The sequence below is a fragment of the Lysobacter xanthus genome, assembly GCF_047159895.1.
Map to the genome: position 1 here is coordinate 42,950 of NZ_BAAGAB020000008.1, position 23,459 is coordinate 66,408.

The following is a 23,459-nucleotide window of genomic DNA, read 5'->3' on the forward strand; positions in this document are numbered from 1 at the left end:
CGGCGAGCTTAGCAAAGCGGCGGGATCGGCCCGCGGCGGTCAGCGCCCGGGATACAGCGGCGGCAGGTCGTCGCGCGTCCGCACGGCAGGCACGCGCCAGCGGGGGCCTGCGGCGAAGGCCGCCCGCAGGCGCGAGCGTGCGTCGGCCGCATCCGCGCCGGCCCAGCGCGCGCGGCGCAGCGACTCGACCGCGGCGCGTTGCGTCGGGTCGTCGAGCCGCGCGATCACGCCGTCGAGGTCGTGCACGCCCGCGCCGGCGAGGTGGCGCAGCGCCGCGTCGATCTCGGCGAGGTCGCCGAATTCGAGCAGCCGCGGAAGGTTCGGGTCGGCGACGGCGGGCCCGGGCGTCGGCGACGGCGTCGCCGCGTCCGTCGGGGGCGTGCGCGTCCGGCGCGAGCGCAACGCCGCGAATGCGAACAGCGACAGCGCCATCGCCAGCGCGATGCCCAGGCGCCACCATCGCGGCGTGTTCGCCTGCGGCGACGGAATGCCGGTCGCGGGTGCCTCTGACGCTTGGGCCGCTTCGCCCGCGGGTCCGGGGGCGACGTCGAGCGTGATCGGCGGCAACTGCGTGGTGCGTGCAGTGCCGGCGCGGGTGTCCCACCAGTCGATGCGCGGCCCTGGGGTCTCGAGCCGACCGGCGCGCGACGGCAGCAGCGAATAGCGGCGCTGCAGGCGCACGCGGGGGCGGCCGTCGACCACCGATTCGTCGCTCTGCGCGCGCTCCGGGAACACCTGCAGGCCGTCGACGGCCGGCAGGTCGAGCGCCGGCAGCTGCGCCGCGGTCGCGCCGTCGGCGACCAGTTCCACCTGCACCGCCACCGCCGACCCCGTGCGCGCCTGCGTCGGCACCTGCAGGTAGCGCAGCGTCAGGTCGCGCAGGGGCAGCCACGGCTGCGGCGCGTCGGCGGGAATCCCCCGCACCCGCAGCACGCGCGGGCGCGCCACTGCGCGGAGCGGTGTCTGGCCGTCGCCGAACAGCCGATCGAAGGCATTGCCCGTGCCGCGGCCCTCGAAGCGCGCGGGCGGGACCACGAGTTCGCCGCTGCGTTCGGGAATCAGCAGGAATCGACGCTCGGTCACGACGTAGTTGCGCACACCGACCGTGCGTCGGTACTGCACGTCGTCACCGACGCGCTGGAGTGTCGCGCCCTGCGGTTCGGGCTGGTCGAGCTGGCCGGCGATGAGCGGGACGGCCGAATACAGCCGGACCACCCAGCCGACCGACTGCTGCACGTACGGATCCTGCGCGTCGGCCTCACTCTCGATGTAGACGTCGCCGCTGCCCGCGGCCGGCACCGGCGCGGCGGCGGTGACGAGCAGCGAGAGCGGCGCCGTCATGCCGCCGCCCACGCGCAGCGCGGGGATGCGCAGCAGGCCCTGCCGCCGTGGACGCAGCCCCACCGCATAGACGCTGCGACTGCTCGCGCGCCCGTTGACCCACTGCAGCCGTTGCTCGCTGGACTGGCCGCCGAGATCGAAGTCGGCGAGCAGCGGCGCGTAGTCGGGCGCGCCGCTGGCGTCGGTCTCGACGTTGAGCGTGGCGGTTTCGCCGAGGCCGACGCGGTCGCGGTCGAGCCAGGCGCGCGTCTGCGCCTGCGCCGTCGCAACGACGAGCATCAGCGCGACGAACACCAGCGCCGTCAGCCGACGGCTCATCGCCCGCCTCCCGCGCGACGTTCCTGTTCCAGCCGGAACTTCTCGCGCAACAGGCTTCCGGGATCGTCGGGTACACGCATCAGCGCCGCTTCGTCGGACATGCGCTGCTCGCGCTGCGCGGGGCTGAGCTTCGCATCGGCGGGCACGCGCGCCTGCCGGCCGGGTGCGTTCTGCATCGCGCGCCGCATCGCTTCGCGCTGTGCGGCGTCGGCCTGCGCCTGTCGCGAGGCATCCGCGGGCTTCGGAGGCGAAGGCGTACGGGAGGGCTCACCCGCGCGCGGCGGCGACTTCGGCGCCTGCTGCGACGTATCGCAGGCGGCATCGCCCGGCGCGCAATTACGCGACTGCTGCGACGACTTCGACGCCCCCCCGTTCTTCCCTGACTGCTGCCCCTGTTGCCCCTGCTGCCGGCGCTTCAAGGCCGCCATGACCGCCTGGCGATTCGCCACCGCATCCGCCATGCCCGGACGCTGCCGCAGCGCCGCATCGTAGGCCGCGAGCGCGTCCTCGAGTTGTCCGGCTTTCGCTAGTGCGTTGCCGCGGTCGTAGTGCGCGTCGGGATCATTCGAGCGTGCGAACGCCTTCGCGGCGCCGTCGAAGTCCCCCTTGCGATACAGCGCGATGCCGCGATCGACCGCGTGATGCGCGCGCTGGTCCGGCCGCAGCCAGAGGTCGGCGGCGGGTGCGGGGCGCGGCAGCATCACCACGAGCAGCAGCAGGGCGGCGCGCGCCGCGCGTCGCGCGAGCAGCACGAGGCCCAGCAGCATCACCAGCGGCACGAGGCGCACGCCTTCGTCCGCCCAGGTGCGGCCGCCCTCGCCACGTCGAACGCCGTCGCCGGTCCCGCTCGCGAAAACGGGCTCGTCCGCACCGTCCAGCGAAAGCCGCGCATAGGCACCACCGCCCGCGCGCGCGAGGTCCCGCAGCGAGTCCTCGTCGAGTGCGACGTGCACCGTGGCGCCGCCGGGCGTGCGCACCTCCGCACCCGCGCTGGTACCGAGTGCGAGCGCCGACACGGTCATGCCCGCGCCCCGCGCCTGCACCGCGGCGCGTTGCGCTTCCGCGTCGGCGTGGTCGGTGATCAACACGATGCGGCCGCGCGGAAAACCGGCGCGCTCGATCAGCTGGCGCGACCACTCGATGGCGCGCGCGGGCGACTGTCCGTCGACCGGCATCACCGAAGGCTCGAGCGCATCCACGAAGAGCGCGACGTTCGCCGCGTCGTCGGTGAGCGGCGCGACCGTGAAGGCGTCGTCCGCGAACGCGACGAGCGCGAGCGGGCCGGTGCGATGCGACTGCAGCAGGCGCGTCAGCCGCGCACGCAGCTGGTCGATCCGTCGCGGCGGGAGGTCGGCCGCGAGCGTCGCACTCGAGAGGTCGACCGCCATCACGATCGGCTCGCGCGTCTGCCACAGCGGCTCGTCGACCTGCCGCCACGCCGGGCCGGCGAGCGCGATCACGGCGAGCGCGTACGCGACGGTCGCGAGTGCGGCGCGACCGCGCGTGCGGCGCGTGCGGCCCGGCTCCAGAAGGTGCGGCAGCAGGTGCGGATCGATCGCGCGCTCCCATGGCGCGCCTGCCGCACGACGTCGTCGCAGGAGCAGCGCGAACAGCGGCAGTGCGAGCAGGGCCAGGAGCCACAGCGGTCGGAGCAGATGCAGTGGGCCGACGTCCATCAGCGATGCCTCCCGCGCCATGCGGCGAGAAGCGCGAGCAGCAACGCCGCGCCGAGCGGCCAGGCATAGCGTTCGATGCGCGGCCGCACCGCGCGGCCCGGTCGTGCGATCGGCTCGAGTCGGTCGATCTCGGCGTAGATGCCCGCGAGTTCCGCCGCATCGCGCGCACGGAAGAAGCGCCCCCCCGTCGTGCTGGCGATCGCGCGCAGCGCGGACTCGTCGATTTCGTCGCCGCCGCCCGGTGCCGGCAGCCGGAAGCCGAACAGCGACAAGCCGCCCTCGCCGCCGAACGCGACGGTGTGGATGCGTACGCCGGCCCCGGCCGCGATGCGCGCGGCTTTCAGCGGATCGAGCACGCCGGCGGTGTTGACGCCGTCGGTGAGCAGCACCAGCACGCGCTCGCCCTCGGGCTGGCCGCGCAGCCGGCGCACGGCGAGGCCGATGGCATCGCCGATCGCGGTCTCCTGGCCGGCGAGCCCAACGACGCTGTCGGCGAGCTGGTCGCGCACGCTCTCGCGGTCGGGCGTGAACGGCGTCAGCACGTGCGCCTGCCGGCCGAAGACGAGCAGGCTCAGGCGATCGCCAGCGCGGCGGTCGACGAAGTCCGAGAGCACGGCCTTCGCCGCAGTGAGGCGGTCGACCACGTTGCCGCCGATCTCCATGTCCGGCTCGTTCATGCTTCCGGACAGGTCGAGCGCAAGCATCAGGTCGCGGCCCTGGGCCGGCGGTTGCACGGGCGGGCCGAGCTGCTGCGGTCGCGCCGCGGCGATGCACAGCAGGATCCACGCCAGCCCCGCGAGCAGGCCGACCTTCGGCTTGCGCATGCGCGGCGTCGCCGCCGTGAGTTCCGCGATGCTCGAGGCGATGGGAAGTCGCAGGGCGGCACCCTCGGTCGGCACAGGACGCACCAGCGCGAGCAGCAGCCACGGCAACGGAATGGCGAGCAGCCAGGCGGGCCACTGCAGCAGTTCGAAGAGGTCACGCGGGGCGAGCATCAGCGCCTCCCCGTCATCAGCGAGACGAAGCGGCGGCGCGCGAGTTCGACCGCGACGCCCGCCTGCGCTGCATCGACGTCCGCGCGGAACGGTCCGTCCAGCAGGAGCCGGCCCGGGCCCTCCAGGAAGCGCGTCGCCGGTGTGTCGAGGAACGCGAGCCAGGGCTCGCCGTCGAGACGGTCGGCGTCGACGCGGACGGTGCGCGCCGCGCGACGCAGCAGCTCGGACGCAACCGCGAGCCGCGCGGTCGGCATCGCGGCATGCGCCAGCGAAGCGTCGAACGCGGCCGACCATCGCGCGCGGGCCCGGGCGCGTCGGCGCCGGACGACGAGCGCGACGAGGGCCGCCAGCGCGATCGCCGTGGCGAGCATCCACCAGCCCGGCGCGGGCGGCCAGAACGGCGGCGCCGGCGGTCGATGTAGATCGCGAAGGATCAGGCCGTCCTGCATCAGGCGACCTGCGCGGCCCGGCCGCGGAGCACGGCGAGGCAACGTTCGCTGGGATCGGTCGTCGACAGGGCGAGCACGCGCACGCCCCGTCCCGGCAACACCTCGTTCGCACGCTGCAGGGGCGCAGCGAACCGCGCGAGCCAGCGCTCACGGAGCGCCGCCTCGTCCAGAGCGACCTCCGCGCGCCCTGCAGGCAACGCGACCGGCAGGCGCACGGACGGCGGCTGCGATTCGAGCGGGTCGTGGAACAGCAGCACGCCGACGTCGTGGTTACGCGCCATCGCCGTCCAGCGATGCAGCGGCACCGTTTCTAGGCTCGACGGATCGGCGAGCACGATGAGTCGTGCACCGGGACGCAGCAGGCGCTGGGCGCGGTCAAGCGCGATGGCGAGGCCGCGATCGTCGTCCGGGCGCGCGCCGTACCAGCGTGCGAGTGCGTCGATCACGCGCAGGGCGCCGCGCGGCCCGCCGGCGGGCGAAACCGGGGCTTCCCGGGTGCCCGCCCGCAGCACGGCCACGCGGTCACCCTCGCCGACCGCATGCCAGGCGACCACCGCGCCGGCGCGCGCGGCCTGCACGGACTTGAAGCGAACGCGCGTGCCGAAGTAGAGCGCGGACGCCGTGTCCGCCACGATGAGCGTCAGCCGTTCGCGCTCGGCATGGAACACCTTCGTGTGGGCCCGCCCGGTGCGCGCGGTCAGGCGCCAGTCGATGTGACGCGCATCGTCCCCGGCCGTGTATTCGCGGGACTCGGCGTACTCCATCCCGCGTCCCCGCATGGGCGAGCTCGCCAGTCCGGGCGCCGCGTTGCGCACGCGTCGGAGATGCTTCGCGCTCGACGCCACGCCGCGCAGCGCGACGAGCTCCTCGATCGAGGGCACGACGCCGGGCACCGCGCCCGTAGGCCGTTCACCGCGCATGGCCGGGCCTACGGCAGCGGCACGCGCGCGAGAAGTTCGTCGACGAGCCGGCCGCCGTCCCAACCCTCCGCGGTCGCCTCGAAGCTCGGCAGCACGCGGTGGCGCAGCACGTCGGAGGCGACGCCGCGCACGTCGTCCGGCGTCACGTAATCGCGTCCCGCCAGCCAGGCATGCGCCCGCGCGCAACGCTCGAGCGCGATCGAACCGCGCGGGCTGGCGCCCCAGGCGATACGTCGCGCAAGCGCGGCGTCGTAACGGACGGCATCGCGCGAGGCGAGCACGAGCTCGACGAGATAGCGCTCGACCGCGGGCGCGACGTGCAGCGACAGGACATGGCGTCGCGCGGCGAAGACGTCCTCGATCGTGATCCGTTCGAGCGGCGCCGGAACGGACGCCGTCGCGTCGCCCAGGGCATCGCGCGCGCGTTCGCGCGCCAGCCGCAGGATCTCGGTCTCGACATCGGCATCCGGATAGCCGATGCGGACGTGCATCAGGAAGCGATCCAGCTGCGCTTCGGGCAACGGGAACGTGCCTTCCTGCTCGATCGGATTCTGCGTCGCCATCACCAGGAAGAGCGCGGGCAAGGCATACGTGGCACGCCCGACGGTGACCTGACGCTCGCCCATCGCCTCCAGCAGCGCGGACTGCACCTTCGCCGGCGCACGGTTGATCTCGTCCGCCAGCAGCAGGTGATGGAAGATCGGGCCCGGCTGGAACTCGAAGCGCCCGTCCTGCGGCCGCCACACCTCGGTGCCCGTCAGATCGGCCGGCAACAGGTCCGGCGTGAACTGCACACGCGCGAAATCGGCATGCAGGCGCGAGGCGAGCGCACGGATCGCGGTGGTCTTGGCGAGGCCGGGCGCGCCTTCGACCAGCAGGTGGCCGTCAGCGAGCAGCGCGACCAGCAGGCGCTCGACGAGCAGCGACTGTCCGACGATCTCGCCCTGTAGCGAGGCCCGCAGGCCGCGGAAGAGGTCGTGCAGGCGGGCCGCGTCGGGCAGCGGTTCGGGGCGGGAGAGGGAGGCGTCCATCGCGCCATTCTGACCGTGTTGGGCTCACGGAGTTCCGACGGCCCCTTCACGCCCCGAGCGCCAAACGCGAACGGGACCCCGAAGGGCCCCGTCGATCGCATCACATCGGGCTGGGCTCAGCGCTGCGCGACGTGCAGCACCTTCGGCGTCACGAAGATCAGCAGCTCGGCCTTGTCCTTCGACTTGCCCCGCTTCTTGAACAGGTTGCCGAGGAACGGGACGTCGCCCAGGAACGGGACCTTCGTGACGTCCGAGCGGTTCGCGAACTCGTACACGCCGCCGATCACGACGGTCTGCCCGTCCTCGACCAGCACCGCGGTGTTGACCTCGCGCTTGCTGATCTCCGGAACCTGGCCGATGCCGGTGTCGATGAAGCCCTCGACTTCGTCCTTCTTGACCGCCATGTTCAGGAACACGCGACCGTCGTTGGTGATCGTCGGCGTCACGCGCATCTGCAGGACGACGTCCTTGAAGGCCACCGTGGGCTGCGGCACCGCACCGGCGGTCGCCGCCTGCAGCGTGACGTAACCGACTTCCTTGCCCTGCGTGATCACCGCTTCGCGCTGGTTGCTGGTGACGACGCGCGGGTTGGAGATCACCTCGCCGCGGCCTTCGGCCTGCAGCGCGGACAACTCCGCGTCGAGCAGGTAGCCGGCGTTGAGGATCGAGAGCGCGACCGAACCTGCGGGGTTGGTGACGCCGAGGTTGCTCATGAGGCCGCGCGTGATGGCCGGAGACACGAGCGTCGGTAGCGCTGGCATCGCCCCGCCGGTGGTCTGAGCGTTGCGCACGGCAGCGTTGTAGGCGTTGACTGCGGTCGTGTTGGTGATGTTCGCGTTGTACTGCGCGGTCGAGTTCGTGGAATTCGCTTCCAGGTTGCCGCTGAAGAACGAGTTGTTGTTGCTGCCGGACACCCCAAAGCGCGCGCCCAACTCGCGGGAGAACGTGTCCGTGGCAATCACGACGCGCGCCTCGATCACGACCTGATCGACCGGCCGGTCGATCACGCGGATCAGCTCCTTCATGGCCGCGACTTTCTTCGGGATGTCGCTGATCATGAGCGTGTTGGTGCGCTCGTCGGCGACGAGTCGACCGCGCGGCGAGAGGAAGCCCGTGTCGTTGGTCTGGCTGCTGCCGGCCCCGGCTGCACCACCACCGCCGCCGCCACCGCCGATGCCCTTGGCCTCGGTCAGCGCCTTATAGATCGCCGCGGCGTTGTGGTAGTTGATCTGCACGTATTCAGTCACGAGGTCCGTGCGCTGGTCGATCGCGATGCGCGCGTCCTCGCGGTCCTGCTCGTACTTGGCGATTTCGGCCTGGGGCGCGATCCACACGACGTTGCCGTTGCGGCGCTTGTCGAGGCTCTTGGCCTGCAGCACGATGTCGAGCGCCTGGTCCCACGGCACATTGATCAGCCGCAGCGTGACATTGCCCGTCACCGTATCGGCCGCCACGATATTGAGGCCGGATTCCTCGGCGATCAGCTGCAGCACGGTGCGCACCGGCACGTCCTGGAAGTTGAACGTGACCGGCTTGCCCGAATAACGCGCCGTGGCGTTCGCCGCGGAGACTTGGGCCGCCGCCGTCTGCACGGCCGCGGTCGAGCCGACCGCGCGCGTGCTGGACGCCGACTTGGGCGTGATCTCGACGATGTAGTCGCGACCGGTCTGGTAGGCCATCGAGTCGAACGAGCCGCTGGTGTCCAGCACCAGCTGGGTGCCCGCGCCGCTCGTGCGGGGGTCGACGCGTGTGACCGGCGTGGCGAAGTCGCTCACGTCGAGCGTCTTGCGCAGGTTCGCCGGCAGCTGCGCGTTGCCGATGTCGACGACGACGCTCGAGCCGACCTTGCGCAGGTCAGGCGCAGCGCCGTCTCCGGAGAAGCGTACGACGAGGCGTCCCGCTCCGTCGGCACTGCGCTTGAAGTCGATGTCGGCGACCGAGACGGTGCCCGGCAGCTGCTTCGACGGATCCAGGCTCGCCGCGGGAGCGACGGGCGTGCTGGCCTGCGGTGCCGCCTGGACGCTGCCGAGTGCCGCGAGCATGCCGAGGGCGAGACCCGCCATCCGGACCCCGGTCTGGGGGCGGGCCGTCCTTGCGGATTGGGCGTTCTTCGAAATCATGATCCTCATCCCCTCAGCATCACTTGTTGTCGTCGAGTGCCAGCGTGGCCGGCCGTTCCAGCCAGCCACCGGCCCCGTCGGGCACCAGTTCCACCAGCTCGATGCGGTCCTCGTGCACCGCAGTTACGCGGCCGTCGGACTGCCCCATGTATTCACCGGGCCGAACCCGGTACGTGACCTTGTCTGGCGCCATGACCAGCGCGACCTGGCCAGGACCCTTGCCGAGCGTGCCGACCATGTCGAGGCTGTCCAACGGAAAGCCTTCGAGCGGTTGCTTGCGGCGCGCCGAATCCGGACGCGGGCCGTTGCCGCTGCCGTCATCGGTGAATGCGCGGCTGAAAGGATCCCGCAGGCTCTGGGCCGCGTAGTCGAACGTTTCGAACTGCTGCATCACCGGAAGCGGATCGAGCGCGGGCGCGGGCCGTGCCTTCACTTCCGCGGCCCACTTCTCCAGGTTCGGCGCATCGCCCGGCGTACTGGTGACGCCGCGCGCGCAGCCGGCAAGGCAAGCGGTGAGCAGGATGCTACGGACGATCGTGGTTCGCATGGCCGCCATATCAGCCTCCCTTCGCCGCAGTGGCCGCAGGTGCGGGAGCCGCGGGCGTTGCGCCCGGCGCCGCCGTGGCGGCCGCGGCGGCGGCCGTCTGCGTGGCGACCTCTTCCTCGTCGAGGTAGCGGTAGGTCTTGACCGTACCGGAGAGCTCGAGGAGGCCGTTCGGGGTAATGCCCGCCGGCGCGCCAGCGGTCGCCGCCGTCTGCTTCGGACGCAGCGAGATGTCGTGCATGGTCATGATCACGACGCGCGGCAACGACGCGACGCCACTCATGAACGCGCCGAACTGGTGGTAGCTGCCGACCATGCGCAGAGAAATCGGCTTCTCGGCGTAGAAGTCCTTCGGCTGCTCGTCGCCCGGCTGGAACAGCTCATTGGTGATGCCGGTCGCCAGCGCGGTCTGCGAGATATCGACGATGAGGTCGGGCATCTCGTTCTTGCTCGGCAGCTGGCGCAGCATCTGCTGCAGCTGCTGCTCCATCTGCACCAGCTGCTGCTTGAGCGGGCCGAGGTTCGCGGCCTCGCCCTGCTTCTTCTCGTAGGTTTCGCGCAGGCCCTTCTCGGTGTTCTCGAGCGAGGCGAGTGCTTCGCGCTTGTCGCTGATGAAGAGGTACCAGAACAGGCCGACGATGAGCAGGCCGACGATGGCGCAGAACACCGCCTTCGCCTGCACCGGCCAGGAGCCGATGTTGTTGAAGTCGAGGCTCTTGATGTCGAATTTGCGGCTCACGACTTGCCTCCCTGCGGAGCGGTGGCGGCCGGTGCCGGGGTCGCGGCCGGGGCGGCGGGCGCGGCGCCGCCGGCGGGCATCGCTGCGGCGGGTGCGGCGGTCGCGGGCACGGCGGCCGGTGCGGGCACCGCATCCGGCACGCCATCCCCGTCGGTGTCACGCGGTGCGTTGGGATCGGAGAGCTTCACGCTCAGGCGGAACTCGTAGGGCAGGCCCTTGTCCTCGCCCTTGGCTTCGATGATCGACAGCTGCGGATCGGTCATCCAGCCCGAGCCCTCGAGGTTCCGCATGTACGTCGAGACGCGCGCGTTCGACTGCGAGCGGCCTTCGAGCGTCAGCGCCTGGTCGTCCTGCTTGATCGAGGTCAGCACGACGCCGTCCGGAATCGTCCGCACCAGCGAGTCGAACAGGTGGACCATCTGCGAGCGGCTCGACTGCAGCTTCTCGATCACTTCCTTGCGGGCGAGCAGGCGCGACTTCGTCTTGTTGAGCTCGGCGATCTCGGTGATCTGCTTGTCGACCTCGTCGATCTGCTGCTGGACGAAGCTGTTGCGCGTCGTCTGGCCGTCGATCTGCGCGCCGTAATACATGTTGATGCCCATCGCGAGCAGGAGCGCGCCCACGGCGGTCGCCCCCAGCATCACGGCGAACTCCTTCTGTCGCTGCTTGCGGCGCTCGGCGCGCCACGGCAGGAGATTGATGCGTGCCATCAGTCGAAGCTCCTCAGCGCGAGCCCGCAGGCGATCATGAGCGAGGGTGCGTCCTGCGCCAGGGCATGCGGCTGCACGCGCGGCCCCAGCGTCATGTTCGCGAGCGGGTTGGCGACCATGGTCGGCACGCCGAGCTGGTCCTCGAGCATCCGGTCGATGCCCGTGATCGCGGCACCGCCGCCGGCGATCACCAGCTGGTCGACGCGGTTGAACTCGCTGCCGGCATAGAAGAACTGGAGCAGGCGGCTGATCTGCTGGACCATCGCCTCCTTGAAGGGGTCCAGAACCTCGGCCTGGTAGCCCTCGGGCAGCCCGCCCTGGCGCTTGGCCTGACCGGCTTCCTCGTAGGACAGCCCGTAGCGGCGCATCACCTCGTCGGTGAGCTGCTTGCCGCCGAAGACCTGCTCGCGCGAGTAGATCGTGCGGCCGTTGCGGAGGACGTAGAGCGTCGTCATCGTCGCGCCGGAGTCGACCAGGGCCACGAGGCCGTCGCGCGGGGTCTTGAGCTGCTCGGAGAGAAGCGCGAACGCGTTCTCGATCGCGAAGCTCTCGACGTCCATGACGCGGGCGTTGAGGCCGCCGAGCTCGAGCGCGGACGCGCGGATCTCGACGTTTTCCGAACGCGAGGCGGCGAGCAGCACCTGCACCGTGTCCGGGGTATTGGGCATCGGGCCGAGGACCTCGAAGTCGAGGTTCACCTCGTCGATCGGGTACGGCACGTAGTTGGCGGCCTCGAGTTCCACCTGCGCCTCGAGCTCGTCCCCGTCCAGGTCGGACGGCATCGGGATCACCTTGGTGATCACCGCGGAGCCGGCGACGGCGGCGGCCGCGGCGCGGGCACGGGTGCCCGAGCGGGTCACCGCGCGCTTGATGGCCTCGCCCACCGCCTCGACCTCGACGATGTTCTTCTCCACCACGGCATTGGGCGGCAGCGGTTCCACCGCATAGTGTTCGACCCGGTATCGGTTACCGGACCGCGAGAGCTGCAAGAGCTTCACGGCAGTCGAACTGATATCCACGCCGACCAGGGCCGGCTGGCTCTTCGTGATCACGCCCACTTCGAATCTCCCCTGCCACAGGCGTTTAGGTGCGCTTCTTGCGGCACTGCCTAGATAACGGACTTTTCACCCCGTGGCAACAGCGACCTCACGATTCGTGATGGCCACCGACAAAATAATGACGCGGACCCGTCCACCCGTCGGGCGTCCCCGCTGACGGCATTCCGACGCCGTCGACGCATCGACGACGCGGGGGCTCCTCTATACTCGGCTTACGAATTCTTTACGCGGTCTTCCCCCGATGCCCCGTTTCCGCCGCCTTCTCCGCTGGGCGCTCTTCGCGATCGCCGGTCTGGTTGTCCTCGGCCTCATCGGGGCCGGCGCGCTCTATGCGGTGATCGCCCCGAAGCTGCCGGAGGTCGAGACGCTTCGCGACGTCCAGCTCCAGGAGCCGATGTACGTCTATGCCCAGGACGGGCGCCTGATGGCGCTGTTCGGCGAGACCCGGCGCTACCCGGTCGATATCGAAAAGGTGCCGGACCTCCAGAAGAAGGCGTTCATCGCGATCGAGGACGCGCGCTTCTACGAGCACCATGGCGTCGACCTGAAGGGCATCGCCCGCGCGGTGTGGCTGCTGGCCACCACCGACGACAAGCGCGTCCCCGGCGGCTCGACCATCACCCAGCAGGTGGCCCGCCAGTTCTTCCTGAGCAACGAGTACAGCTACACCCGCAAGCTCGCCGAGATGCTGCTGGCGATGCGGATGGAGCGCGAGCTCAGCAAGGACGAGATCTTCGAGCTGTACCTCAACGTCAGCTTCTTCGGCAATCGCGCCTACGGAATCGGCGCGGCGGCCGAGTACTACTACGGGCGCCCGCTCGAGAAGCTCAGCCTCGACGAGATGGCCTCGCTCGCGGGCATCCCGAAGTTCCCGTCCAGCGCGAATCCGATCAGCAATCCCGAGCGCGCCAAGGTGCGCCGGGACTACATCCTGGACCGGATGGTCGAGCTGAAGTTCGTGAGCCGCGCGCAGGCGTCGGCGGCCAAGGCCGTTCCGATGCACGCGACGCCGCATGAGCGCCCGGTCGAGGTGTACGCCCCGTACGTCGCGGAGATGGTCCGCCAGGAGATGATCCAGCGGTACGGTCCCGAGGCGCTGACCAAGGGCTACCACGTCACGACCACGATCGACCCGACGCTGCAGGCGGCGGCCGATCGCGCGGTGCGCGACGGGCTGCACGTCTACGACGTCCGCCACGGCTGGCGCGGCCCCGAGAAGCACCTCGACCTGGACGACGGGGCCGATGCGCGGACCGTCGCCCGGCGGATCCGCGACGTTCCGGCGCAGGGCTCGCTGCTGCCTGCGGTGGTGCTGTCCAGCTCCGGCGCGCGTGCCGAACTCGCGCTCGCCGATGGGCAGTCGATCGAACTCTCGCCGAAGCAGAGCTTCAATGGCCTTGGCCTGGGCACGCTGCGACGTGGCGATGTCGTCCGGGTGCGTCGCCTGCTGACGGGCGATGCCGCCGACGCGAAGACGCAGATGGCGGCCGTCGGCGACGGGCCCGCGACGTACCGGCTCGACCAGCTGCCCCGCGCACAGGCCGCGCTGGTGTCGATCGATGCCATGAACGGTGCGCTGCGCGCGCTCACCGGCGGCTACAGCTTCGCCGGCAACAAGTTCAACCGGGCCGTGCAGGCCAAGCGCCAGCCGGGCTCGAGCTTCAAGCCCTTCGTGTATTCGGCGGCCTTCGAGCGCGGCTTCAACCCGGCCTCGATCGTCCTCGACGCGCCGGTCGTGTTCAAGGACCGCGTCGGACACCTGTGGCGCCCGCAGAACGACACTGGCAACTTCGCGGGCCCGATGCGCCTGCGCGAGGCGATGGTGCAGTCGCGCAACCTCGTGTCCGTCCGCCTGCTCGATGCCATCGGCGTCGACTACGCGCGCAAGTTCATCAGCAACTTCGGGTTCGACGAGAAGTCGCTGCCGCCGAACCTGTCGATGTCGCTCGGCACCGCATCGCTGACGCCGCTCTCCGTCGCGCGCGGCTACGCCGTGTTCTACAACGGCGGCTACCGCGTGACACCGTGGTTCATCGATACGGTGAAGGACCGCAACGGCGCGGTGATCTTCAAGGAAAAGCCGGCGGTCGGCTGTCACGGCTGCGCGATCGTCGCCAATCCGACCGGCACCGCCACGCAGGCGCCGTCCACGGTGGTCGACGGCTTCGACCTCGGTCCCTCGCCGACCACGGCCGCGGCCGAGGCGCCGGCCAAGGACGCGAAGGGTGCCAAGCCCGGCGCGCTCGCCGCCTCGACGCCGAAGAAGGTCGACACCACGGGCCTGCTGCTCGCGCCGCGCGCGATCGACGAACGCATCGGGTACCAGATTGTGTCGATCCTGCGCGACGTCGTGCAGCGCGGCACCGGTACGGCGGCGAAGGTGCTCGGCCGCGAGGACGTCGGCGGCAAGACCGGCTCGACGAACGACCATCGCGACGCCTGGTTCTCGGGCTTCGGCGGGCCGTACATCACCACCGTCTGGGTCGGGCGCGACGACTTCAAGTCGCTCGGCTACCGCGAATACGGTGGCAAGGCCGCGCTGCCGATCTGGATCGACTACATGCGCGTCGCGCTCAAGGACAAGCCGATCCAGCCGAACGACCCGCCGCAGGGCATGGTCAAGGTCGCGGTCGGTCCGGGCGGGCGCCTGATCCCCGGCAGCAGCGGCGGGATCATGGAGTGGGTCAAGGCCGAAGACCTCGAGCGCATGCAGAGCGACGTCGACTACGGTCCCTCGACGCAACGCGACGAGCCGGGCGCGGAAGGCTCGTTCGACATCTTCTGAACGATGTCGAGGCCGCGAGAACGGGGCCCGACATCGCCGTGGTAGCGTGGATCCGCCGGCCTCCATCCCCGGCGTCGGTCGCCCTCGCCTGCCCCGGAGCCCCGTCATGCGCCCAGCCCGCCAGCACGCCCACCAGCATGCCCAGTCGCGACTGCGCGAACGGCGTGAGCACCTCGCCAGCGAGGCCGCGCGACTGATGGCGGAAAGCGGCATCGCCGACTACCACCAGGCCAAACTCAAGGCCGCCGAGCGCCTCGGCATCCACGACGATGCCTCGCTGCCGCGGAACACCGAGATCGAGGCTGCCCTGCGGCAGTACCAGCGCCTGTTCGGGCGCGACGGCGCGGCGGAACTGCAGGTACGTCGCGAGGCGGCGCTCGAGGCGCTGCGCTTCTTCCGCGTGTTCGATCCGCGACTCGTCGGCCCCGTGCTCGAAGGCACGGCCGACGCGCGCTCGCCGGTGATGCTGCACCTGCATGTCGACGACCCCGACGCGGTGCACCGCTTCTTCGTCGAGCATGACATCCCGGCCCAGCCCCGCGGCCGTCGCGTGCGACTGGACCGGCATCGCGATGCGGAGTTTCCGGTGTGGGTGTTCAGCGCTGATGGCCTGCCGTTCGACGTGACCGTGCTGCCCCACGACGTGCTGCGGCAGGCGCCGCTGTCGCCGGTCGACGAGAAACCGATGCGACGGGCGAGCGTGCCGCAACTCACGCAGATCATCGCCGACGCCGAGATCGACGGCTTCGAGCAGGGCTTCTAGCGCCGCACGGGCGCGCGTGCCCAGCCGAAGACGTTCAGCTCGATCACGACGAACGCGACGAGCCACCAGGTGGCGTCCCAGGCATCGAGCCACGCCGCGCGCGGATCGTCGCCGACGACGCCACGCACGGTCCACGTCGCGAGGAATGCGAGTAGCGCGGCATAGAGCGGTATCGCGAGCCACCGGCGGATGCGATGGAAGCGTGTCCGCCGGGCGGGCACGCGGACCTCGAGTTCGAGAAGCCCGACCACGGCGAGCCAGGTCGACTCGTTCACGAAGTCGAGCCACTGGCGTTCGAGCGCGTAGCCGACCACCGCGGCAACCACGCCCAGCGACGCGATGGCACGCACGGCGTGCAGGAGAGGCCGCCACCGCGGCGCGAGCGGCCAGCCGCCGGTCTCCCACTCGAACAGCAGCACCAGCACCACCCACGAGGCGGTGTCGAGCAGTTCGGTCGCCCGTCCGAAGCGTGCGTACAGCAGCACGTCCAGCGTCAGGAAGGCATAGACCGTCCACTTGAAAACGACGAAGCCGCGGACGGGCCGCGGCTTCGGGACGACGGGTTCCGGGGAACCGTTCGCCATGTTCAGCGCTGGTCGGCGCCCACGTAGTCGCGCTGCGTGGCGCCCGTGTAGATCTGGCGCGGACGGCCGATCTTGTTCTCCGGATCGTTCTGCTGCTCCAGCCAGTGACTGACCCAGCCCGCCGTGCGCGCGATCGCGAACATGACGGTGAACATCTCGACCGGGATGCCGAGCGCCTTGTAGATGATGCCCGAGTAGAAATCGACGTTCGGATACAGCTTGCGCGAGACGAAGTACTCGTCCTTGAGCGCGGCCTCCTCGAGCTTCATCGCGACCTCGAGCAGCGGGTCGTTGATGTTCAGCGCGCCGAGCACCTCGTGCGTCATCTTGCGGACCAGCGCGGCGCGCGGGTCGTAGTTCTTGTAGACGCGGTGGCCGAAGCCCATCAGGCGGAAGCCCGAATTCTTGTCCTTCGCCTTGTCGACCGCGCTGCCTACGTTCTCCGGACGGCCGATCTCGGCGAGCATCTTCAGGACCGCCTCGTTCGCGCCACCGTGCGCGGGACCCCACAGGGCCGCGACGCCGCCCGCGATGCAGGCGTACGGGTTCGCGCCGGTGGAACCGATCAGGCGCACGGTCGACGTCGAGGCGTTCTGCTCGTGGTCGGCATGCAGGATGAAGAGCAGGTCCAGCGCCTTCGCCGCGACCGGATTCAGGTCGAGCGGCTCGGCCGGGACTTCCTTCATCATGTGCAGGAAGCGCGTGGTGTAGTCGAGCGAATTCTTCGGATAGCGGATCGGCCAGCCGATCGAATAGCGATGGCAGGCGGCCGCGATCGTCGGCACCTTCGCGATCAGGCGGATCGCCGCGAGGCGACGCTGCTCGGGATCCTCGAGGTCGAGTTCGTTGTGATAGAAGCTCGCCATCGAGCCGAGCATGCCGACGAGCATCGCCATCGGATGCGCGTCGTGGCGGAAGCCGTACAGGAACGTGCGGAAGGCCTCGTGCATCATCGTGTGATGCGTGACCTCGTGCTCGAACTTGTCGAACTCCTGCGTGTTCGGCAGCTCGCCGTTCATCAGCAGGTACGCGACTTCGAGGAAGTTCGACTTCTCGGCGAGCTGCTCGATCGGGTAGCCGCGATACAGCAGCACGCCGGCGTCGCCATCGATGTAGGTGATCGCCGACTTGCAGCTCGCCGTCGCGGTGAAGCCGTTGTCGTAGGTGAAGCAGCCGGTTTCCTTCGGCAGCTTGGCGATGTCGATGCACGGCGCGCCCACGGTCGGGTGCAGCACGGGCAGGGTCACGTTGGCGTCGCCGGCGGTCAGGGTGACCTGCTGCAGCCCGCTGTTGGTCTCGGACACGGAGCGCTCCTGGGAGGCATGCGGCGCAGGCGCCGCGGCGGAGGAGAAAAAAAGACGTTCGCGGACGATCCGCAACCCGCGGATTATCGCACATGCGTCCGCGGCGTCAGGCGTGGTCCATTGGTCTAATGGCGCACCGCGGCATCCCGCCGGTGACCCTCAAGCCACGTCGGCCGGCACCCCAGCCGCACGCATCGCGAAAACGACGACGGCCGCCCGGGGGCGGCCGCGATCGACTCGGCACGGGCCGGGGCCCGCGACGAGGATTACTTCTTGGCGTAGCGCTGACGGAACTTGTCGACGCGACCGCCGGTGTCAAGGATCTTGTTCTTGCCCGTGTAGAACGGATGCGAGGCCGACGAGATGTCGACCTTCACCAGCGGGTACTCGTTGCCGTCTTCCCACTTGATCGACTCCTTGCTGCCAAGGGTCGAGCGGGTCAGGAACGAAAAGTCCGTGGTGACGTCCTGGAAGACGACTTCGCGGTACTCGGGATGGATGCCGGTCTTCATGGCATGCACCATTCAGGGGTTCTGGGAGCCCGGCAGTATAGAGGCCGGACCCTGGCCGTGCAAGCCGCGTGAGCGGTCCGGGGCTGAATGCCGCTCAGGCGCCCAGCGCCCGGCGCATCCGCGCTTCGAACCGGGCCTGGTCATACCCCATCAGGATGCGGCAGTTGTCCGGCGCCCCGCCCTCGCGGCGCCAGTCGACGATCGTCGCGCCACGGCTGTGGCGGCCGTCCAGCTCGACCGCGACCGGCCGGGATTCCAGCGCGGTCGCGCCTTCCGGGTCCAGCGCGAAGGCCATCGCGAGTGCGTCGGCGGAGTGCCAGTGGTCGCCGCGCCGGTCGCTCGACCATTCGCGCGTCTTCTTCGAGATCCCGTCGTAGAAGCGCGCCCGCGGATCGTCGAGCTGAAGCCAGCGTTCGAACTCGTCGTGCGAGAAGCCGTGCGCCATCGTCGCTTCCCAGTCGGCGAGGTCGATGTGCGGGAAGCCGTCGAGCACGATGCGCGCGGCTTCGGGGTCGAAGTAGACGTTGAATTCGGCGGCCGGGGTGATGTTGCCGTGGCCGGTCACCGCGCCGCCCATCACCACGAACCGGGCCACGCGCGAGGGCAGCGTCGGGTCGAGCTTGAGCGCGAGCGCGACGTTCGTGAGCGGGCCGAGCGCGACCAGCAAAAGGCGGCCCGCGTGCTCGTGCGACAGGCGCAGGATGGCCAGCGCGGCATGCTCGGCTTCGGCCTGCTTCGCGGCCTTCGCGTAGCCGGTATCGCCGAAGCCGTCGCGGCCGTGCACGTACGCGGCGTCGCGCGCGGGGTGCAGCAGCGGTGACGCGCAACCCGGGAAGACCGGCACGTCGACGCCCGCGACTTCGCAGAGCTTCAGCGCATTGGCGACGGTGTGGTCGAGGCCGACGTTGCCGGCGGCGATCGTCAGGCCGACGACGTCGAATCGCGGATCGTCGAAGGCCATCAGCAGGGCCAGCGCGTCGTCCACGCCGGGGTCGGTATCGATGAGGAGCGGGATGCGATCGGTCATCGGCCGATTATGCGCGACGCGTCCGCGATGTCATGCAGAGGCATACCGCACGGCACCGCCGACCCAGCGCGCGACGATCCGGTCGGCGAGTTCGGGGGCGCGCTCGGCGATCCTCTCGCCCAGCGCGTGCACGCGCGGGAGCAGGTCGGCATCGCGCGTGAGGTCGGCGACGCGGAACTCCGCGAGGCCGGTCTGCCGCGTGCCCAGCAACTCGCCGGGCCCGCGCAGCTCCAGGTCGCGCTCGGCGATCACGAAGCCGTCGTTGGTCTCGCGCATGGTGGCCAGACGCTCGCGTGCCATCTGCGACAGCGGCGCCTGGTAGAGCAGCACGCAACTCGACGCCGTGCTGCCCCGCCCCACCCGCCCGCGCAACTGGTGCAACTGCGAAAGCCCGAGGCGCTCGGCGTTCTCGATGATCATCAGCGAGGCGTTCGGCACGTCGACGCCGACCTCGATGACGGTGGTGGCGACCAGTACGTCGATGTCACCCGCCTTGAAGGCCAGCATCGCGGCCTGCTTCTCCGCCGGGCGCATCCGGCCATGCACGAGCCCGAGCCGCAGTTCGGGCAGCTGCACGGTCAATTCGTCGAACGTCGTCTGCGCGGCCTTGGCGACCACCTCGTCGCTCTCGTCGATGAGCGTGCAGACCCAGTACGCCTGCCGCCCTTCGGCGCAGGCCAGGCGGATGCGCTCGACGAGTTCGGGGCGGCGGTCGGCCGCGAGCACGACCGTCGTCACCGGCGTGCGGCCCGGCGGCAGTTCGTCGATGGTCGAAACGTCGAGGTCGGCGTACGCGGCCATCGCGAGCGTGCGCGGAATCGGCGTCGCGGTCATCACCAACTGGTGCGGCACGGTACCGCGCGACCGCGGCCCCTTGTCGACCAGCGCGAGGCGCTGGTGCACGCCGAAGCGATGCTGTTCATCGACGACCGCGAGCGCGAGGTCGTGGAACGCAACGCCCTCCTGCATCAGCGCATGCGTGCCGACGACCACCTGCGCCGCACCGGACGCGACGTCGGCGAGCACGGCCGCCCGCGCCTTGCCCGTGACCTTGCCGGCGAGCCACGAGACGCGCACGCCGAGCGGCTCGAGCCAGGCACGCATGTTGACGAGATGTTGCTCGGCAAGCAGTTCGGTCGGCGCCATGACGGCGGCCTGGCGACCGTCGCCGACCGCGAGGAGCGTCGCCATCGCGGCCACGACCGTCTTGCCCGAACCTATGTTAGCAAGCCCCTTTTCAGACATTCTGTTTAAGGTAGAGCCTGCTCGTGACTGAACCCTTTGCCGTCTCTCCAAGCCAAGCGTCTGGCTCCAGACGACCACTGTGTTCGCCTAGGCCGCTCTGGCAGGTGATGAGGCCGCAGGTTCGACGTCTCGGTCCTAGCGACGCCCTCCCGTATGCTTGGGAAACCTGAATAGAGATCTGAGTCTATGGACGTTGTAGCTGAGCCTTCGGTACGGGTTGAACAAGTCATCGTGCATGACCTGATCAAAACCAAGCACGGCCCAGCGACGACCGATCTGCGACAGACGCAGCTCGCAGTCACACCACTCGTCCAACGCGTCATCGACACGCTCGCACTCGAATATCGGCGCCGTGCCTCGAAATCGCACGGTCGGTTCGTCGACGATCCCGACAATGTGCCCGTTCCGGGCTGGATTCGCCTTTACGCAATCGCGAAGAGTCTCGACTTCGTCTCGTTGACCCATCACATGCTGGGGACGCTGCGGGACCGCGCGGACCAGCAGCCTGGCGCGACCGGCGGCCACGTATTGATCGCACACATCGTCGAGCCGGAGGGCGATGGGGCGCTCCTGATCGCGGTTCTGACCGAAGAGGTCGGCGCAGCCATCAACGAAGCCAAGGATATGGCTGAGGCGCGGTATCTGAACATGAAGAGCTTCCGGTACGCCGGCCGAGTCAACTTGACGGGCTTGGAGGCGGGCGCAGAGCGCTATGTCAGTTTCCTTAGGGGCACCGGTAAAGATGTATCTGATTACTTCAAGCTTTTCCTAGGGTGCGACACGACCATCGTTGCCCTCAAGGAAACGCAGAAGCTCACAGCGCTGTTGCGAAACTTCGCGACTACTAAAGGCATGGACGATGCGGAGCGCACCGCCTTCCTCAAGGATGCGAACGACATCTGTGTCGCACTGGCGCAGTCAGGGGATGTTTTTGAAGTCGAGCAGTTCTCGAACCGGCTTTGGCCGCGGGCGCCGCAAGAACTTGTTGCCACTCTGGAAGATCCGGCCACCGGGCTGTCGGCAGGCTTTGTCCCACACAAGTCGGGTTTACGCGACCTCGTTAAGTTCTCAGGTGGACGGCGAGGGGTTTGGAAAGTCGAATTCGAACGGCGGGCGCTTCAGGAAGGCGACGTGGTGTTCGACCGTAAGGAGGAGACCCTGACCTTCCGGGACCTTCCAGCCGATCTTCTAGCTCGTTTGCGGGAAGAGAGTCCGGAATGAGCGAACGGCTTTCCTTCGCGCACCTCAAGACGATCTACTCGGCGTGGAGCTACGACTCTGCGACCGGGGAGGCGGAGTTGCGCGTGGAAAGTCCTGACGTTGCGCACGCCATTGCGGTAGCCCTCGACGACTTCAACCTGGAGGACTCTGGTCTGTCGCTCGTGCACGGTGATCTGACGAAGTCGCTCGTCGGCCAGACCCTGCGTATCGCCGTGGGACTTCCTCGTGGCGGTCTCGGTCTGTTTTTCTCCAGCCTGAGCGCTCTGCTTAAGCTTCCACGCGCGCGCGTCGCAGAACCTCGAGATTATTTCCTTGACGGCGCAAGCTCCGCGGTTTCGCAGGATCTTCTATTACGCTATCGGGCAGTACTGACGCTCGTGGGTCTAATGGCGGAAAGCGCCGCGTATCTAGATCGTGAGCACGCGCAGCTGGTCTTCGTAAAGGTCGGCAAGTTTGTTGTCCCGGTTGACTACACTGCGACGGAACTTGAAGTGCTCAACGTGTCGGCGATAGATCGACTCAGGGACGCTTTCGCTCAGGATCTTCATAGGGAACAGAAGCTCGCGATCCTTGGTGATGAGATCGTCACCATGGCGCAGGCAGAGCCGCTCCAACAGCGCTTTCGCGCATTACTAGTGAATCTCGACAAGCTCGCCGATCGCTTCTTCGCGGGCTACCGGCTTTTCGCGTCAAACTTCTCGTATCAGAAGATTCGCAGTGAGCTCGAAGAGGCGCGACTGGAGTACACGGGCAAAATCCACAAGACACTGACCGACATCCAGAGCCAGCTGCTTACGATCCCCGTCGCGACTGTCATCGTCGCCACGCAGCTCAAGAGAACAGCCAGCGTAGATGACATCTTCTGGGCAAACAGTGCTGTCCTGCTTGGTGCATTTGTGTTTGCGGGCTTGCTGTTCCTCATGATCCGAAACCAGGCGAAGACCGTCTCAGTCGTCGCGGGCGAGGTCGACCGTCAGCGCACAAAGCTGCGAACCGAACACCCGGACGCCACTACGACGTTTGACGACGTCTTCGCGTCTCTGGACGCGCGGATTCGGGACCAGCGCGTGATCCTCAATGTGGTTCGGGGGATTCTGGCTCTTGGGCTAGCGTTGGCGGCAGCTGGGTACCTGCTGCTGACGGGCCCGGCGTGGGCAGCGGTTCGCGGCGCATGGAACCACGTCTTCGGCGCGTAAAGCTGTTAGCGATCCATGCGCCCTAGGTAGTTGCCAACGGAAGCGAGCCCTATGGGCGATGCAATCAGCTGAATTGGCGGCTGCCCGAGCTCCAGATTCGGTCCACGCATCCATGCTCTCGCCGCATCGCGCCCCCTGCTACGCGTTCGAGGCGAGTTGCGACGTCGATCAGCGCTAACGCGTTGCGCCATTGACTTGTCGCGGGATCGAGCTGGAGCTGTTGCTCTGACACGTCATTCCCTAGCAGGACAGTGATAGCCCCCTGATCGAGCCCCAGCCACTCAGCGGCACGAATCCGACGTCCCCCCGCTTTCAGTAGCGGGTCGATCTAGAGTCCGGGGTTGATGGTAGTGGATGCCAGCTGCCGGGCGTAGGCGGTTGGTGTTAGCCCGCCCAGCGCCTTCTTCGGTCGCTCGTCGTTGTATTCCCTGCGCCAGGTTTCGATCGCTGTCCGGGCGTGGAGCAGGTGGGTGAACCAGTGCTCGTTGAGGCACTCGTCGCGCAGTCGGCCGTTGAACGATTCGACATAGGCGTTCTGGTTCGGCTTGCCCGGCTGGATGAGGCGCAACTGCACGCCGCGGTGGTAGGCCCACGTCACCATCGCCTTGCCGCAGAACTCCTTGCCGTTGTCGGTTCGAATCACTTGCGGCAGGCCGCGAATCAGATCCAGGCGCTCCAGCACGCGCGTGACGCCAAGCCCTGAAATCGCGCGCTCGACCTCGATCGCCACGGCTTCGTGGGTGGCGTCGTCGACGATGGTCAGGCACTTGATGACGCGACCCTCGGCGGTGCGATCGAACACGAAGTCCATCGACCACACCTGGTTCGCCGCGATCGGTCGAACGAGCGGTTGGCGCTCGCCCGGCAGCACCTTCTTGCGCTTGCGGCGCCGGACCTGCAGCTTCGCCTCCTGGTAAAGCC

Annotated in this window: 21 protein-coding genes and 1 pseudogene; 4 read left to right on the forward strand and 18 right to left on the reverse strand. The window is 69.0% G+C overall.

Going from position 1 to position 23,459, the window contains the following annotated elements; genetic code table 11:
* Positions 1-39: 39 nt before the first annotated feature.
* The 11 genes from ACY35P_RS04405 to ACY35P_RS04455 form a co-directional block, all read right to left on the reverse strand.
* Positions 40-1,659 (reverse strand): BatD family protein, encoded by a 1,620-nt coding sequence (locus ACY35P_RS04405; RefSeq protein ID WP_462114625.1) that lies wholly within the window; start codon positions 1,657-1,659, stop codon positions 40-42.
* Positions 1,656-3,356 carry a tetratricopeptide repeat protein gene (locus ACY35P_RS04410; protein ID WP_462114626.1) on the reverse strand — a complete coding sequence of 567 codons (1,701 nt, stop codon included), beginning with the start codon at positions 3,354-3,356 and terminating at the stop codon, positions 1,656-1,658. Before ACY35P_RS04410 ends, ACY35P_RS04405 begins: the two co-directional genes overlap by 4 nt.
* Complete coding sequence (locus ACY35P_RS04415; protein WP_462114627.1) at positions 3,335-4,330, reverse strand: vWA domain-containing protein; 996 nt, start codon at positions 4,328-4,330, stop codon at positions 3,335-3,337. The genes ACY35P_RS04410 and ACY35P_RS04415 overlap by 22 nt, the downstream gene beginning before the upstream one ends.
* Positions 4,330-4,779 carry a DUF4381 family protein gene (locus ACY35P_RS04420; protein ID WP_462114628.1) on the reverse strand — a complete coding sequence of 150 codons (450 nt, stop codon included), beginning with the start codon at positions 4,777-4,779 and terminating at the stop codon, positions 4,330-4,332. The genes ACY35P_RS04415 and ACY35P_RS04420 overlap by 1 nt, the downstream gene beginning before the upstream one ends.
* Positions 4,779-5,699, reverse strand: a complete 921-nt coding sequence (locus ACY35P_RS04425; RefSeq protein ID WP_462114629.1) for a DUF58 domain-containing protein — start codon at positions 5,697-5,699, stop codon at positions 4,779-4,781. Before ACY35P_RS04425 ends, ACY35P_RS04420 begins: the two co-directional genes overlap by 1 nt.
* An 8-nt stretch (positions 5,700-5,707) precedes the next feature.
* Positions 5,708-6,730: an AAA family ATPase gene (locus ACY35P_RS04430; protein ID WP_462114630.1), complete on the reverse strand. Its 1,023-nt coding sequence runs from the start codon at positions 6,728-6,730 to the stop codon at positions 5,708-5,710.
* Between the two features lie 116 nt (positions 6,731-6,846).
* A complete protein-coding gene (locus ACY35P_RS04435) occupies positions 6,847-8,850 on the reverse strand; it encodes a type IV pilus secretin PilQ (RefSeq protein WP_462114631.1) in 2,004 nt (667 codons plus the stop codon).
* Positions 8,851-8,869: 19 nt separating this feature from the next.
* Positions 8,870-9,397, reverse strand: coding sequence for a pilus assembly protein PilP (locus ACY35P_RS04440; protein WP_462114645.1), 528 nt, complete (start codon positions 9,395-9,397; stop codon positions 8,870-8,872).
* Positions 9,398-9,407: 10 nt separating this feature from the next.
* Positions 9,408-10,133: a type IV pilus inner membrane component PilO gene (locus ACY35P_RS04445; RefSeq protein ID WP_462114632.1), complete on the reverse strand. Its 726-nt coding sequence runs from the start codon at positions 10,131-10,133 to the stop codon at positions 9,408-9,410.
* Positions 10,130-10,843, reverse strand: coding sequence for a PilN domain-containing protein (locus ACY35P_RS04450; protein ID WP_462114633.1), 714 nt, complete (start codon positions 10,841-10,843; stop codon positions 10,130-10,132). The genes ACY35P_RS04445 and ACY35P_RS04450 overlap by 4 nt, the downstream gene beginning before the upstream one ends.
* Positions 10,843-11,901: a pilus assembly protein PilM gene (locus ACY35P_RS04455; protein ID WP_462114634.1), complete on the reverse strand. Its 1,059-nt coding sequence runs from the start codon at positions 11,899-11,901 to the stop codon at positions 10,843-10,845. The genes ACY35P_RS04450 and ACY35P_RS04455 overlap by 1 nt, the downstream gene beginning before the upstream one ends.
* Positions 11,902-12,142: 241 nt before the next feature.
* Between ACY35P_RS04455 and ACY35P_RS04460 the strand changes: the two genes are divergently transcribed.
* On the forward strand, positions 12,143-14,686 hold the full coding sequence (locus ACY35P_RS04460; protein WP_462114635.1) for a penicillin-binding protein 1A: 2,544 nt from the start codon (positions 12,143-12,145) through the stop codon (positions 14,684-14,686).
* Positions 14,687-14,792: 106 nt separating this feature from the next.
* Positions 14,793-15,449 carry a hypothetical protein gene (locus tag ACY35P_RS04465; protein ID WP_462114636.1) on the forward strand — a complete coding sequence of 219 codons (657 nt, stop codon included), beginning with the start codon at positions 14,793-14,795 and terminating at the stop codon, positions 15,447-15,449.
* Here ACY35P_RS04465 and ACY35P_RS04470 read toward each other — a convergent pair.
* The 5 genes and pseudogenes from ACY35P_RS04470 to ACY35P_RS04490 form a co-directional block, all read right to left on the reverse strand.
* Entirely contained in the window at positions 15,446-16,033 is a 588-nt protein-coding gene (locus tag ACY35P_RS04470) for a hypothetical protein (protein WP_462114637.1), read from the reverse strand. The two genes, ACY35P_RS04465 and ACY35P_RS04470, sit on opposite strands and share 4 nt — an antisense overlap.
* 2 nt (positions 16,034-16,035) lie before the next feature.
* Positions 16,036-17,337: a citrate synthase gene (locus ACY35P_RS04475; protein ID WP_462114638.1), complete on the reverse strand. Its 1,302-nt coding sequence runs from the start codon at positions 17,335-17,337 to the stop codon at positions 16,036-16,038.
* Between the two features lie 266 nt (positions 17,338-17,603).
* A complete protein-coding gene (locus ACY35P_RS04480) occupies positions 17,604-17,849 on the reverse strand; it encodes a type B 50S ribosomal protein L31 (RefSeq protein WP_462114639.1) in 246 nt (81 codons plus the stop codon).
* 94 nt (positions 17,850-17,943) lie between these two features.
* On the reverse strand, positions 17,944-18,876 hold the full coding sequence (locus ACY35P_RS04485; protein ID WP_462114640.1) for a nucleoside hydrolase: 933 nt from the start codon (positions 18,874-18,876) through the stop codon (positions 17,944-17,946).
* Between the two features lie 30 nt (positions 18,877-18,906).
* A pseudogene (locus ACY35P_RS04490) lies at positions 18,907-20,100 on the reverse strand (ATP-dependent DNA helicase RecG); the annotation flags it as partial.
* Between the two features lie 252 nt (positions 20,101-20,352).
* Between ACY35P_RS04490 and ACY35P_RS04495 the strand changes: the two are divergent.
* Positions 20,353-21,342, forward strand: coding sequence for a nucleoid-associated protein (locus ACY35P_RS04495; protein WP_462114641.1), 990 nt, complete (start codon positions 20,353-20,355; stop codon positions 21,340-21,342).
* On the forward strand, positions 21,339-22,538 hold the full coding sequence (locus ACY35P_RS04500) for a hypothetical protein (protein ID WP_462114642.1): 1,200 nt from the start codon (positions 21,339-21,341) through the stop codon (positions 22,536-22,538). Before ACY35P_RS04495 ends, ACY35P_RS04500 begins: the two co-directional genes overlap by 4 nt.
* Positions 22,539-22,543: 5 nt before the next feature.
* Here ACY35P_RS04500 and ACY35P_RS04505 read toward each other — a convergent pair whose 3' ends face one another.
* Together ACY35P_RS04505 and ACY35P_RS04510 are read right to left on the reverse strand one after the other, a co-directional pair.
* A complete protein-coding gene (locus tag ACY35P_RS04505) occupies positions 22,544-22,729 on the reverse strand; it encodes an MbcA/ParS/Xre antitoxin family protein (RefSeq protein WP_462114643.1) in 186 nt (61 codons plus the stop codon).
* A gap of 137 nt (positions 22,730-22,866) precedes the next feature.
* The coding region (locus tag ACY35P_RS04510) for an IS3 family transposase (protein WP_462114644.1) at positions 22,867-23,459 on the reverse strand (593 nt) is incomplete at its 5' end.